General features: G+C 70.6%; 12 protein-coding genes and 1 riboswitch. Of the genes, 1 reads left to right on the top strand and 11 read right to left on the bottom strand.

Annotated elements, in window-relative coordinates:
- Positions 1–35: 35 nt before the first annotated feature.
- The 10 genes from ACIHFE_RS13475 to ACIHFE_RS13430 form a co-directional block, all read right to left on the bottom strand.
- The gene (locus ACIHFE_RS13475; protein WP_400105992.1) at positions 36–1,346 is read right to left on the bottom strand and encodes a class I SAM-dependent methyltransferase; all 1,311 of its coding nucleotides are present in this window, start codon (positions 1,344–1,346) and stop codon (positions 36–38) included.
- A 228-nt stretch (positions 1,347–1,574) separates the two neighbouring features.
- On the bottom strand, positions 1,575–2,957 hold the full coding sequence (locus ACIHFE_RS13470; RefSeq protein ID WP_400105991.1) for an NAD(P)/FAD-dependent oxidoreductase: 1,383 nt from the start codon (positions 2,955–2,957) through the stop codon (positions 1,575–1,577).
- A 386-nt stretch (positions 2,958–3,343) separates the two neighbouring features.
- The gene (locus ACIHFE_RS13465) at positions 3,344–4,285 is read right to left on the bottom strand and encodes an exopolyphosphatase (protein WP_400105990.1); all 942 of its coding nucleotides are present in this window, start codon (positions 4,283–4,285) and stop codon (positions 3,344–3,346) included.
- A 92-nt stretch (positions 4,286–4,377) separates the two neighbouring features.
- Positions 4,378–4,905, bottom strand: coding sequence for a DUF501 domain-containing protein (locus ACIHFE_RS13460; protein ID WP_400105989.1), 528 nt, complete (start codon positions 4,903–4,905; stop codon positions 4,378–4,380).
- A 46-nt stretch (positions 4,906–4,951) separates the two neighbouring features.
- Positions 4,952–5,419 carry a septum formation initiator family protein gene (locus ACIHFE_RS13455; protein ID WP_400105988.1) on the bottom strand — a complete coding sequence of 156 codons (468 nt, stop codon included), beginning with the start codon at positions 5,417–5,419 and terminating at the stop codon, positions 4,952–4,954.
- Between the two features lie 124 nt (positions 5,420–5,543).
- Complete coding sequence (gene eno / locus ACIHFE_RS13450) at positions 5,544–6,833, bottom strand: phosphopyruvate hydratase (RefSeq protein WP_400105987.1); 1,290 nt, start codon at positions 6,831–6,833, stop codon at positions 5,544–5,546.
- 260 nt (positions 6,834–7,093) lie between these two features.
- Complete coding sequence (locus ACIHFE_RS13445; protein WP_400105986.1) at positions 7,094–7,807, bottom strand: transglycosylase family protein; 714 nt, start codon at positions 7,805–7,807, stop codon at positions 7,094–7,096.
- 4 nt (positions 7,808–7,811) lie between these two features.
- A riboswitch (cyclic di-AMP (ydaO/yuaA leader) is annotated at positions 7,812–7,991 on the bottom strand.
- A gap of 260 nt (positions 7,992–8,251) precedes the next feature.
- Positions 8,252–9,277, bottom strand: coding sequence for a transglycosylase family protein (locus ACIHFE_RS13440; protein ID WP_400105985.1), 1,026 nt, complete (start codon positions 9,275–9,277; stop codon positions 8,252–8,254).
- Positions 9,278–9,434: 157 nt separating this feature from the next.
- A complete protein-coding gene (locus tag ACIHFE_RS13435; RefSeq protein ID WP_400106076.1) occupies positions 9,435–10,658 on the bottom strand; it encodes a cytochrome P450 in 1,224 nt (407 codons plus the stop codon).
- 76 nt (positions 10,659–10,734) lie between these two features.
- Positions 10,735–11,151: a DUF6479 family protein gene (locus ACIHFE_RS13430; protein WP_400105984.1), complete on the bottom strand. Its 417-nt coding sequence runs from the start codon at positions 11,149–11,151 to the stop codon at positions 10,735–10,737.
- 89 nt (positions 11,152–11,240) lie between these two features.
- Between ACIHFE_RS13430 and ACIHFE_RS13425 the strand changes: the two genes are divergently transcribed.
- Positions 11,241–11,978, top strand: a complete 738-nt coding sequence (locus ACIHFE_RS13425; RefSeq protein ID WP_400105983.1) for a hypothetical protein — start codon at positions 11,241–11,243, stop codon at positions 11,976–11,978.
- Between the two features lie 51 nt (positions 11,979–12,029).
- On the opposite strand, the gene ACIHFE_RS13420 is transcribed toward ACIHFE_RS13425, so the two are convergent.
- Entirely contained in the window at positions 12,030–13,007 is a 978-nt protein-coding gene (locus tag ACIHFE_RS13420) for a nucleoside triphosphate pyrophosphohydrolase (RefSeq protein ID WP_400105982.1), read from the bottom strand.
- Positions 13,008–13,029: the final 22 nt, after the last annotated feature.

The following is a 13,029-nucleotide window of genomic DNA, read 5'->3' as shown; positions in this document are numbered from 1 at the left end:
CCCGGCTCCCCAACGGGGGCCGGGCCCTTCGGCGTTCAGCCCCGCCACTCCCTGGCCCGCAGTGGCAGCCCCGGCTTGCCGGAGACGGGCGTGCGCACCGCCAGCACCTGGTTGACGCCGATCCGATTGCGCTCGAAGGACAGCGCCGAGGCGGCCATGTACAGCCGCCACACCCGGGCCCGGCCCGGCGAGGTCAGCCGCACCGCCTCATCCCAGTGCGTCTCCAGATTGGCCACCCAGGCCCGCAGGGTCAGCGCATAGTGCTCGCGCAGCGCCTCCACATCGCGCACCTCGAACCCGGCCCGCTCCAGCAGCCCCACGGTCCGTCCCAGCGGGGCCAGTTCGCCGTCCGGGAAGACATAGCGGTCGATGAACTCGTTCACCCGGTAATGCTGTTCGTCCGCGAGCGGGCGCCGGGCGATCTGGTGGTTGAGCAGCCGGCCGCCGGGGCGCAGCAGTGCGTACAGGTCCGCGGCGTACTCGGCATAGCGGGCCGAACCCACGTGTTCGGCCATGCCGATGGAGGAGATGGCGTCAAAGGGGCCGTCGCCCAGCTCCCGGTAGTCCTGGACCCGGATCTCGACCCGGTCCGCCAGACCGGCCTCGGCCACCCGCTTACGGGCATAGCCGGCCTGCTCCTCGGAGAGGGTGATGCCCACCGCGCTCACCCCGTACTCACGGGCCGCGTGCAGCACCATGGAGCCCCAGCCGCAGCCCACATCCAGCAGCCGCATCCCCGGTCCCAGCCCCAACTTGCGGCAGACCAGGTCGAGTTTGGCCCGCTGCGCCTCCTCCAAGGTGGCGCCGGGCTCCCAGTAGGCGCAGGAGTAGACCATGGACGGGCCCAGCACCCGCTCATAGAAGGTGTTGCCCACGTCGTAGTGGTGGCTGATGGCCTGTCGGTCGCGGCGCAGGGTGTGCAGCGGCCCGGTGCTGGCGCGGGCCTCCTCGGCGGGCGGGGCGGGCGGCACCCAGGGCGCCGTCAGACCGGCGAATTCCCGTGCGGCGGCGCGCAGTCGGGGGTCGCGCACGGCGGCCGGCAGGGCGCGCAGACCGGTGGGACGCGCGGAGTCGGCCACGCGCTCCCAGAGCGAGCCGGCCATAAGCTCCAGCGCCTGGTAGAGATCACCCTGGATGTCGAGGTCCCCGGCCACCCAGGCCCGGGCCAGGCCCAGTTCGCCCGGCTTCCACAGCAGCCGGCGCAGGGCCCGGCGGCGCCGGATGACCAGCACCGGGGTGCCGGGCGGACCGGACTCGCTGCCGTCCCAGGCGCGGAGGCGGACCGGGAGCGGTGCTCCCAGGACCTCTTGGGCGAGCGCGGTGAGCCGTGGGGCGGCCTGGGCCATGTCGCACACCTCCATGATGGAGCGTCAGGTCTGTCTCGATTAACTCGATTAATTCGATGTACCTGACACCTGAACACCAGCGGACTGTGCTGTAGTCCTTCCCGGCGAAAGCAGGTCACCTTCGCCCGCCCGCCGGGAATCCGCCATGACGGCGCAGCGCCCTCCCCCGGGCATGCCGAAGGGCGCCCACCCCACGGATTTGGTGGACGCCCTCGGTATGACCTTGGATCAGCTGGCCTTGGCCTTCTGCGGCGACGCCGCGTCGGCGGGCTTGGGAGCGGGCTTGGCAGCCTCGTAGAACTCCTCGCGGGGGTTCTCCATGGCACCCAGCGAGACAACCTCACGCTTGAGGAACATGCCCAGGGTCCAGTCCGCGAAGACGCGGATCTTCCGGTTCCAGGTCGGCATGGCCATGCCGTGGTAGCCACGGTGCATGTACCAGGCGAGACGGCCACGGAGCTTGATCTTCATCTTGCCCATGACGATCATCGCGACGCCCTTGTGCAGACCGAGACCGGCCACCGCACCCTTGTTGGCGTGCGAGTAGGTCTTCTGCGGGAAGCCGCGCATGCCCGAGACCACGTTGTCGCCGAGCACCTTGGCCTGCCGCAGCGCGTGCTGGGCGTTGGGCGGGCACCAGGCGTTCTCGTTGCCGGCCTTGCGCCCGACCATGTCCGGGACCTGGGCGTTGTCGCCCGCGGCCCAGATGTAGTCGGTGCCCTGCACCTGGAGGGTCTCCGCGGTGTCCACATGGCCACGCGGGCCCAGCGGCAGGCCGAAGCGGGCCAGCGCCGGGTTGGGCTTGACGCCCGCGGTCCACACGATCGTGTTGGCGTCGACCTCGAGGCCGTTCTTCAGCACGACATGGCCGTCAACACAGGAGTCCATCGAAGTGGAGAGGTAGATCTCGACCCCGCGGCTCTCCAGGTGCTCCTTGCCGTACTGGCCGAGCTTGGGGCCCACCTCGGGGAGGATCTTGTCCGCGGCGTCGACGAGGATGAACCGCATGTCCTCGCGCTTGACGTTGCGGTAGTGCTTGGCCGCGTCGCGGGCCATGTCCTCGACCTCGCCGATGGTCTCCGCACCCGCGAAGCCACCGCCGACGAAGACGAAGGTCAGCGCCTTGCGGCGGATCTCCTCATCGGTGGTGGAGTCGGCCTTGTCGAGCTGCTCGAGGACGTGGTTGCGCAGGCCGATGGCCTCCTCGATGCCCTTCATGCCGATGCCCTGCTCGGCCAGACCCGGGATCGGGAAGGTACGGGAGACCGCGCCCAGCGCAATGACCAGGTAGTCGAAGGGCAGCTCATACGCCTCGCCGACCAGCGGGGCGATGGTGGCAACCTTGCGGTCCTGGTCGATGGTGGTGACGCGGCCGGTGAGGACCTCCGCCTTGGGGAGCACCCGGCGCAGCGGCACCACGACATGACGCGGGGAGATGCTGCCGGCCGCTGCTTCGGGGAGGAAGGGCTGGTACGTCATGTACGAGCGCGGGTCGACGACCGTGACGGTCGCCTCGCCGTACCGCATCTTCTTCAGGATGCGGCGCGCCGCATACAGGCCGACGTACCCACCGCCTACTACGAGGATCCGTGGACGCTCCGTGGTGCTCATGATTCGAGTATCCAGCACGGTTCCCAGGGGTGCGCGCGCGCCCCGACCATAGTCGTACAGGGCTGTCTGCTACACTGCGCGGCCCACGTGACCGACGCCATAGCCGAAAAGGGGAACCACGCGGTCCACTCCAGCGTTGACACCCCCGCTGAACTGGCCTTGCGGTCCCGAGCGCCACTGGACCACCGCTCCAGCCGCCCACGCCGGCCGCTCCGCCGCCCCCGGCTCGGTCTGCGCCAAGGCGCCCGTGCGAGCCCGTTCTCGCACGGATGGGCACACCGGGGGCCACTTCTTGGCGGCCGGGAGCGGATTTTCATGTGAAGGATTTCACGAAGTTTTTCCGCGCCGTCCTCCGACGGGCTTCCCCGGGGGCCCGGACGGACCCTTCAGGCGATGCTCCAGGCGATCCCGTCCAGGATGTCGTGCTCGCTCACCACGACCTCCGCGGCACCGGTCCGCTCCATCACGCACTGCAGCACCAGCGCCCCGGCACCGATCACATCCACCCGGCCCGGGTGCAGCACCGGGATGGCCGCCCGCTGCTCATGCGTGGCGGTGAGCAGCCGCGCGGTGACCTCCCGGACCTTCTCCAGCGGGATCCTGGAATGGTGGATGGCCGCCGAGTCGTACTCGGGCAGCTCCAGGGCGATCGCCGCGACCGTGGTCACCGACCCGGCCAGGCCCACCAGGGTGCGCGCCTCACGCAGCGGCACGCTCTGCTCGGCCAGGTCCAGCGCGGCCTGGACATCGGCCCGTATGGCGGCGATCCGCTCCGGCGCCGGCGGGTCGCTGACGGTTCCCTGGTGCACCAGATGACGCTCCGTCATCCGTACACAGCCCACATCCACGCTGCGCGCCGCCCGGACGTGCTCCTCGCCGACCACGAACTCGGTGGAGCCGCCGCCGATGTCCACCACCAGGAACGGCCGGTCCAGGTCGGACCGTCCGGCCAGCTCCCTGGTGGCACCGGTGAAGGAGAACTCCGCCTCCTGGTCGCCGCTGATCACCTCCGGCTCCACGCCCAGGATCTCCACCACCCCGCGAACGAACTCCTCGCGGTTCTCGGCGTCCCGGGAGGCGGAGGTGGCCACGAACCGGGTGCGCTCCGCCTTGAGATCGCGGATCACCTCGGCGTACTCCCGGCAGGCGGCGAAGGTCCGCTCCAGCGCCTCCGGCGCCAGCCGGCCGGTACGGTCCACGCCCTGGCCGAGCCGGACGATGGTCATCCGCCGGTCCAGCTCGGTGAGTTCACCGGTGGCGGGGTCGGCGTCGGCCACCAGCAGCCGGATGGAATTGGTACCGCAGTCAATGGCGGCAACGCGGGTCATGGGTCGCTCTCCAGCGGTCGTTCGGCGGCGCCGCACGGCGGGGCGCCGGGGCCGGGGCTCGGGCGAGCCCCGGGGTCAGCGGCGGACGGGGACTACTCCTCGGTCCCGCACGGCGAGACGCACGGGCCCTTGCGCCACCACTCCGGCAGCATGGCGATCGCCTCGTCGCCCAGCGGGTTGACGCCCGGCCCGGCCGCCAGCGAGTGCCCCACCAGGACATGCAGGCACTTGACCCGGTCCGGCATGCCGCCGGCGCTGGGGAAGCCCTGCAGCACCTCGATGGCGTCCCGGCGCCGGATGTAGTCCTCGTGCGCGGCCCGGTAGGCGGCGGCGAGTTCCGGGTCGGTCTGCAGCCGCTCGTTCATCTCCTTCATCACGCCCTCCGCCTCCAGCGTGCCGATCGCGGAGGCCGCGCGCGGGCACGTCAGGTAATAGAGGGTGGGGAAGGGCGTGCCGTCCTCCAGCCGCGGCGCGGTCTCCACGACATCGGGGTTGCCGCACGGGCAGCGGTGCGCGATGGCGCGCAGACCGCGCGGCGGGCGCCCCAACTGCGCCTGGAAGGCGGCGATGTCGGCGTCGGTGGGCTCGGTGGGCTCGGTCTGGGGAGGAGGGGTTTCCATGGGCTCGCTTGTGCTCGGTCCGGTCGGGTGAATGGTTGGGGGCGGGTCAGCGGCGGTTGTCGGCCGCGTCCACACCGTCCCAGAGGTTGCGGTACCAGGGCCGGTCGGCCGCCCCCTGGTCCTTGGGCCGCTTGGCGGCGCCGCTGCCGTCCAGCACGGTGTAGCCGGTTTCGCCGGGGCGTACATAGTGCAGGTGCTCACGCGCCTGCCGCTCCACATACGCCGGGTCCTCCAGCCGGGCCTTCTCGTCGCTCAGCCGCTTGACCTCCTGGCGGGCGTGCTCGGACTGCCGCCGCTGGTCGTCGATGTCGGACCGCTGGGTGACCCACTGGCGCATGGGGTAGGCGAGGGCGACGACCAGCGAACAGACCACCAGTGCCAGCAGCGCCGCCCGGCCGGTCAGCCGGCTGCGCCGGGGCGGCCCGGTGCGGCGGGCCCGGGCATCCGGCCCCTGGACCAGCACCGTGCCGAGTGCCTTGAGCCTGGTCGCGGTGGAAAACCGTTCCGCCGCCACATCGCCTCCCCTGGGGTCCGGTTACGGACGGGTCCGGTACGGACGCAAAAGCCGTCCTCGGCCACGGTACGGGACCATGGCCGAGGACGGGGTGAAGCTGAGGAGTTGTCAGCCCCTGCTGTGCTTACTGGTTCGCGGAGCGAAACCGGGGGAACGCGCTGCGGCCCGCGTAGACCGCCGCGTCGTCGAGGATCTCCTCGATGCGCAGCAGCTGGTTGTACTTGGCGACGCGCTCGGAGCGGGCCGGGGCACCGGTCTTGATCTGGCCGCAGTTGGTGGCGACGGCCAGGTCGGCGATGGTGACGTCCTCGGTCTCGCCGGAGCGGTGCGACATCATGCACTTGAAGCCGTTGCGCTGGGCCAGCTCCACGGCGTCCAGGGTCTCGGTCAGCGAACCGATCTGGTTGACCTTGACCAGCAGGGCGTTGGCGGCGCCCTCCTCGATGCCACGGGCCAGACGCTCGGGGTTGGTGACGAACAGGTCGTCACCGACCAGCTGGACCTTGGCACCGAGCTGCTCGGTGATGGTCTGCCAGCCGGCCCAGTCGTCCTCGAACAGCGGGTCCTCGATGGAGACCAGCGGGTACGCCTCGACCAGCTCGGCGTAGTACGCGGTCATCTCCTCGGCGGAGCGCTCCTTGCCCTCGAAGAGGTACTTGCCGCCCTTGTAGAACTCGGAGGCGGCCACGTCCAGGGCGAGGGCGATGTCCTGGCCGGGGGTGTAGCCGGCCTCCTTGATGGCCTCCAGGATCAGGTCCAGGGCCTCGCGGTTGGAGCCCAGGTTGGGGGCGAAGCCGCCCTCGTCGCCGAGGCCGGTGGCCAGACCCTTGGTCTTCAGGACCTTCTTGAGGGTGTGGTAGACCTCGGTGCCCCAGCGCAGCGCCTCGGAGAAGGACTCCGCGCCGATCGGCGCGATCATGAACTCCTGGATGTCCACATTGGAGTCGGCGTGCGAACCGCCGTTGAGGATGTTCATCATCGGCACCGGCAGCAGGTGCGCGTTGGGGCCGCCCAGGTAGCGGAACAGCGGCAGGTCGCTGGCCTCGGAGGCGGCGTGCGCCACGGCCAGGGAGACGCCCAGGATGGCGTTGGCGCCCAGCGAGCCCTTGTTGTCGGTGGCGTCCAGGTCGAACATGGCCTGGTCGATCAGGCGCTGCTCGGTGGCGTCATAGCCGACCAGCTCCGGGCCGATCTGCTCGATGACGGCCAGCACCGCCTTCTCCACGCCCTTGCCCAGGTAGCGGTTCTTGTCCCCGTCCCGGAGCTCAATGGCCTCGAAGGCGCCGGTGGAGGCACCGGACGGCACGGCGGCACGGCCCGTGGAGCCGTCGTCGAGGCCGACCTCGACCTCGACCGTGGGGTTGCCTCGCGAGTCGAGGATCTCGCGAGCTACGACGACGTCGATGGACGGCACGAGGGTCTCCTTCGTGTGGGTCTGGAGTTCTGCAGCATGAGCCTAACGGGCCCCGGCGGGTCCACCCGCCGTAGGACCACCGCGCAAAACGAAAAAAGCCGCAAACGTCGAGATCGCGGGAGGAATGGCCGCTTCCTGTGTTCGCTGAACGAAGAAGCGGGAACCCGCATGGCAGGCCCCGGAGAACGCCGGAGCCCCGCTCCGATGCGGCTCGGGGGGATAAGACGCATCGAAACGGGGCGGTCCGGTTGGCCGTTGGGTCAGCTGAGGTGCAGCTTCTGGCCGGGGAAGATCAGGTCGGCGTTCTCCACGATGTCCTTGTTGCGCTCGTAGAGCTTCTCCCAGCCGCCCTTGACCTTCTTGGCCTCGGCGATCTTGGCGAGGGTGTCGCCCTCCTTGACCTGGTACTCGCCGTCGCCCGTCTTCACGGACTTCGGGGCGGAGTGCTGCGGCGCGCTCTGCTTGGGCGCCGGAGCCTCGTCGTCGCTGTCGTCCTGCTGCTGCGGAGCGGCGTGCTTGGGCGTCCAGTGACGCTCGCTGCGGTCGGCGTGGCTCTGGGTCGAGGTGTGGCCGGTGGAGCCGGAGGTGTCCACGTCGGCGGCCGGGCCACCACGGCTCAGCCCGCCCTCACTGGCGCAGCCCCAGGCACCGGGACCCTGCGCGGCGAGCAGCTTCTCGGCGACCGCGATCTGCTGGCTCTTGCTGGCCAAGTCGGCCCGCGGGGCGTAGCTGGTACCGCCCATGGCCTCCCAGGAGGACTGCGAGAACTGCAGGCCACCGTAGTAGCCATTGCCGGTGTTGATGGACCAGTTGCCGCCGGACTCGCACTGGGCCACGCGGTCCCAGGTGGTGACGGAGGCGGCGTGGGCGGAGGTGGCGGCCATCAGCGGAGCTGCGACAGCGGCACCGGTGACACCGGCGAGCGTGGCGATGCGGACGGCCTTGTTCGGACGACGATGCTTGCCCTTGGACATAAGTCGGTTTCCTCACCGGCGCCTACGAGGTGAGCTGTCGGGTTCGGGCGTGAGTTGCCCGGCCGTGCGGCTTGCGCTCGCTCGGCTTCACCCCTAGCCGTCCCGGCCCTCCGGTCCTCGACCGGCGGCCCGTTACGGCGCCTTACCTTGGTTCCCCCGCTCCTGCCTACGGCGCTTGCGCGACGACTCCCCCGGCCGCCGGCAGGATTCGGCGTGACGACCGTGGTGCTCGCGGTGGCGAGCGGTGATGACGTTAAGCACAGGCGGCCGACCGGTTCAAACCCTCCTTTTCAGCCACCCAGTTGTCTCCACCCCGGCTGAAAACAGCTGTTTTCGCAGGTCGGAGACGGTCCGTTGGTTTCCGGCCGCCGACTTTGAGACGAATGCCAAAGAGACCCATGTCTCACTTTCCGCCGGAACGGACATTCGACCCAAACAGCCCCGCTACTTCTTCAGTTCGAGCTGCTGACCGGGAAGGATGAGGTCCGGATCGCTCCCGACCGTCTTCTGGTTGTCGCGGTACAGCCGATGCCAGCCACCCTGGACGGAATGCTGCTCCGCGATGACTGACAGGTTGTCACCGGGGCGCACGGTGTAGTCGTTTGCAGACGGCGGTTCGGTGCGCGCCTCCGCACCACCGCGCGATGCGCGGTCCGCGCCCGAACCCGGGGAGTCCGCACGGTGGTTGCCGATGCCCGCACTCGCCTCCGCTCCGGGTTGCGCGTCCTGCCCGGAGGTGCGGTCACCAGAGTTCGCGCCCGGGTCGGCGGAGCTGCTGGAGGGCGACGGGGCGGGGTCCGCCGAGGGCTTCCGGGCGGGCGGCACCGAGGGGTCGGCGGACGGGCCGGACGTCGGCTTGCGGTGCTTGCCGGTGGGCTGGTCACCGTCCTTGACCGGTGGCCGCTGGTCCGGCTTCTGGGCCGGCACCGAGGAATCGGAACCCTGCGGCGTACCGGGCTTCCCGGACTCGGACGGGCCGGGGGCGGACTTGTCGGGGGTGGCCGGGGAGGCGTCGGGTGCCTTGTGGTGCGGCGCGGTACGGGGCGTATCCGCGGAGTCGGCATCGCCACCCGGATCTACCTTGGGCGTCGGGCCGTCCTTGACCAGGCCGGAGTCCAGTGCACAGCTGGGCCAGGCATACGGGCCGCGGTCCTCGAGTATCCGCTCGGCGACCGCGATCTGCTGGGCGCGGCTGGCCAGGTCGGGGCGCGGCGCGAACTCCGTACCGCCGTGCTGCTCCCACATCGAGCGCGTCAGCTGCAGCCCGCCATAGAAGCCATTGTCCGAGTCGGCGCTCCACAGGCCGCCGCTCTCGCACTGGGCCACCCGGTCCCAGGTCGCGGCGTCCGCGGCCTGGGCGCCGGAGGCGGCCATCAGCGGCATGGCGAGCCCCGCTCCGGTCACCCCCGCGGCGACCACAAGGGCGGGGATCTGACGGGGACGGCGATGTCGGCCGGAACCGGAAAGCATGCGATGACCTTTCACTGGGCAGCACTGGGCAGCACTCGGCGGGCGCCCGGAAGCGCTCGGCGGCGAATATGACCGACGAACATAGCGACGGCTTCCGGTTGTCACAACCCGGTGTATCGCGGGTCACGTAGCGATAAAGGCAGTTGACGCCGGGTCATCAGGGCCGCGCGGTGAACTCCACCGGCAAGGTGCGCAGTCCGCGCATAATGAGGCCGCCGCGCCACCGCAGTTCCGCCGGATCGACGGAAAGCCGCAGGTCAGGGAGGCGCCGCAGCAAAGTCGCCAGGGCTGTGCGACCCTCCAGCCGGGCCAGCGGGGCACCCAGGCAGTAGTGGATGCCATGGCCGTAGCCCAGGTGCTGGTTGTCTGCGCGGGCGAGGTCCAGGGTGTCCGGGCCGGCGAACCGTTCCGGGTCCCGGTCGGCGGCGGCCAGCACCACCAGGACCGGGTCCCCCTCGGCGATGCGCTGCCCGCCGATGACCAGCTCCCTGGTGGCAAACCGCCAGGTCGCCAGCTCCACCGGGCCGTCATAGCGCAGCAGTTCCTCGACACCGGTGGCCAGCAGGCTCTCATCGCCCTCGGCCAGTGCCCGCTGCAGCCGTTCCCGCTGCCCCGGATTGCGCAGCAGGGCGTAGGTTCCGTTACCGATCAGGTTCACAGTTGTTTCAAAACCGGCGAACAACAGAATGAAGGCCATGGCCGCGGCCTCGTTCTCGGTGAGGTGCTCGCCGTGGTCGCTTGCCCGGATCAGTCCGGAGATGAGGTCTTCACCCAGATCCTCCCGCTTGCGGTGGATCAGCTCCGCGAGATACGTCCGCATCCTCTTCACCGACCGGGCCACCCCGCCGCGCGGCCCGCCGCCGTGGCGGATCATCATGCCCGCCCAGTCCCGGAAGTCGTCCTGGTCCTCGGCGGGCACCCCGAGCATGTCGCAGATGGCATAGATGGGGAGCGGGAAGGCGAACTCATGGATGAGGTCCGCCTCACCACGTCCGGCGAAGCCGTCGATCAGACGGTCGGTGAGCTCCTGCACCCGGGGCGCGAACTCGGCGACCCGCCCCGGGGTGAACGCCTTGGACACCAGGCGGCGCAGCCGGGTGTGGTCCGGCGGGTCGATATTGAGCAGGTGGGTCATCAGGTTGGCGCTGCGCTCGCCCGGAATGCCGACCTTGCCCTTGCCATGAGCAGCCTCGGAGTGGTGCACCGGGTTCTTTGACAACCGCTGGTCGGCGAGCGCCTGCCGGGCATCGGCATAGCGGGTGACCAGCCACGCCTCCACGCCGCTGGGCAGGGTGGTGCGGTGCACCGGCGCATGCTCGCGCAGCCAGGCGTAGGCCGGATAGGGGTCGCTCGCGAATTCCCAGGTGAACAGCGGGGGCATCGGGCCGGCGCCGCTACCCGTGTGGTTGTCGTTCTTGTTGTGCACACCCTCGACGCTACTAGTGCCGTCACCGCCGTCAGTGCCGGCCGGCGCCACCGCTGCCGAAGGAGCCACTGCCGCCGGGGTGCCACTTCTTGCGCTCCTCCGAGAGCTCCTCCGGGTGACTGCCGGGGCTCAGCTCATGCGGCAGGAGCCGCTCGGGCTGACCTGGGGGAATGTCCTCCGGCGCCCGGTGCTCGGTGACATATCCGACCGTGTCCTCGTCATCGTCGTGCCCCGGACCGTGGTTCTCCGCCGGCGGCTGGCCGTCCTCGCCCGGGGTGCGCCAGGAACCCATCCGCCGCTGCGGGGCGGAGGGCGGCGCGGGCTCCCGGTCACGCCACCGCATGCCGTAGACGAAGGCGAGCAGCAGCAGAACGGCGACGGCGATCCCGACGATAAAGGGAGCGATGCCGCCGAGATAGGCGGGAAGGGCGATTTCGATGTGTTTCATCACCATGGCCTCCGGGTACCCATCGCCCGCTCCGTCAAGACCACAAATGCGCTGAATGGGTACAAGTCCAAAGATAAGGGATATTGCCGGTGCTTACTCGTCCCGCCCGCCGAATCACGCTCACCACACTCACCGCCTCCTCCCTGCTGCTGACCGCCTGCGGCGGAGCGGAAACCCCCAAGTCCGCGGTCGACAACGCCGCCCGGCCGGTGCCCCGCCCGGCCGCCCGCTCCGCGCACATCACCGCCGGCCAGGCACGGGACGCCCTGCTCGGCACCCGGGACCTGCCCAAGGGCTGGAAGACCGGACACAAGACGGGACACCGGGAAAAGGCCGAGCTCAAGGGGGTCAAGGCCCACTGTCTTCCGCTGGCCGCGGTGGTCAACACCGGCCGCCTGGAGGGCGAGTACATCACCCACGCGCACCGCCTGTTCAGCAAGCAGGACGACGAGGGGCAGGCCACCGGCCTGGCCCAGGACGTCAGCGGCTACCCGAGGGAGCGCGCCGAGCAGGGCATGCGCAGACTGCGCGCCGCCGTGGAGCAATGCGGCAGCTTCCAGGGGACCCTGGCGGGAAACCCGGCCACCCTGCGGGTGAAAACGCATGATGTCCCGCGCTATGGCGAGGACGCGCTCGCCTATTCGGTGAGCGTCACGGTCGACGACATCCGGATGGACTTCGACCTGGCCACCGTGCGCAGCCATGGCGCGGTCACCACGCTGGTGGAGAGCCACCCCGCGGAGAGCAAGCACAACCGTGAGGCCGTGGACCGGGCGCTGGCCGCGGCCGCCGACCGCCTCACCCGGGCCGCCGCCAGGACCGCCTGACCGGCGGGAGGGACCACAGGACAGTCAGGGCGCACCGGACGGTCAAGGCGGTCAGGCCCGCGAGGACCGTGCGCGCTCGGCCGCCAGGATGGCGTCCCGGTAGGTACGGGCGGCCGCGCGCAGCGCAGTCTCCGGCTCCACCCCGGCCGCTTCGGCCCGCACCGCCAGCGCCAGCAGCTCGTAGCCCACGCCGTCCCCGGCCGGCAGGGTGATGTCCAGGCCCTCGGTACGGGCCCGGGAGGCCAGCTTGGCGGCCAGCGCCAGCGCCGGCTGGCCCAGCGGGATGCCCTCGGTGACCGACTCCCGGCCCTTCTCGGCCGCCTTGCGGCGCAGCCAGTGCGCCTTGACCTCCTCGGGCGTCTCGGCCTTCTCGTCACCGAAGACATGGGGATGGCGGTGGATCAGCTTGTCCACGATGCCGCCCGCCACATCGTCGACCGAGAACGGCTCGTCCGGGTCGTCCTGAGCGATCCGGGCATGGAAGACCACCTGGAGCAGGACGTCCCCGAGCTCCTCGCGCAGCGCCTCCCGGTCACCGGTCTCAATGGCCTCGATGAGCTCGTACATCTCCTCCAGGCCGTACTTCCCCAGGTCCTCATGGGTGCGGATGGCACTCCACGGACAGGCCACCCGGATCCGGTCCATCACCTGCACCAGGTCCAGCAGCCGGGCGCCGGGCAGGTCGTAGGAGCCGGGCAGCAGTTCCAGGGCGGGCATGGTCTCCCGGCCCGAACCGGCCAGCCGGGCCAGCCCATCGGTGAGCTCCGACTCGCCGGCCGCCGAGGTCACCACCACGGCGTCGCGCCCGCCGGCCAGGCAGTAGTCCACCAGCTCACGGGCGGTGGGCGCGGTCTGCTCGGCCGCCACTCCCGCTTCCGCCAGATAGGGCAGCAGCGGATGGCCGGGGTCGGCGCACAGGACCCGGTCGGCCTCCCGCAGCGTCTGCCAGGCCGGCCAGGACAACAGCCCGGGGGCGACCCGGTGGCTGGTGGTGAGCAGGACGATGCGGCCGGATGCGGAGTCGTTCACCCTGCCGAGCCTAGGCGACGGC

Source organism: Streptomyces sp. NPDC052396, from assembly GCF_044593195.1.
GTDB lineage: Bacteria > Actinomycetota > Actinomycetes > Streptomycetales > Streptomycetaceae > Streptomyces.
This window is presented reverse-complemented; position numbering and strand designations above follow the sequence as displayed.

Coding starts and splice junctions, on each gene's coding strand:
- ACIHFE_RS13475 (WP_400105992.1), bottom strand. CDS start 1,346: ATGGCCCAGGCCGCCCCACGGCTCACCGCGCTCGCCCAAGAGGTCCTG.
- ACIHFE_RS13470 (WP_400105991.1), bottom strand. CDS start 2,957: ATGAGCACCACGGAGCGTCCACGGATCCTCGTAGTAGGCGGTGGGTAC.
- ACIHFE_RS13465 (WP_400105990.1), bottom strand. CDS start 4,285: ATGACCCGCGTTGCCGCCATTGACTGCGGTACCAATTCCATCCGGCTG.
- ACIHFE_RS13460 (WP_400105989.1), bottom strand. CDS start 4,905: ATGGAAACCCCTCCTCCCCAGACCGAGCCCACCGAGCCCACCGACGCC.
- ACIHFE_RS13445 (WP_400105986.1), bottom strand. CDS start 7,807: ATGTCCAAGGGCAAGCATCGTCGTCCGAACAAGGCCGTCCGCATCGCC.
- ACIHFE_RS13440 (WP_400105985.1), bottom strand. CDS start 9,277: ATGCTTTCCGGTTCCGGCCGACATCGCCGTCCCCGTCAGATCCCCGCC.
- ACIHFE_RS13435 (WP_400106076.1), bottom strand. CDS start 10,658: ATGCCCCCGCTGTTCACCTGGGAATTCGCGAGCGACCCCTATCCGGCC.
- ACIHFE_RS13430 (WP_400105984.1), bottom strand. CDS start 11,151: ATGAAACACATCGAAATCGCCCTTCCCGCCTATCTCGGCGGCATCGCT.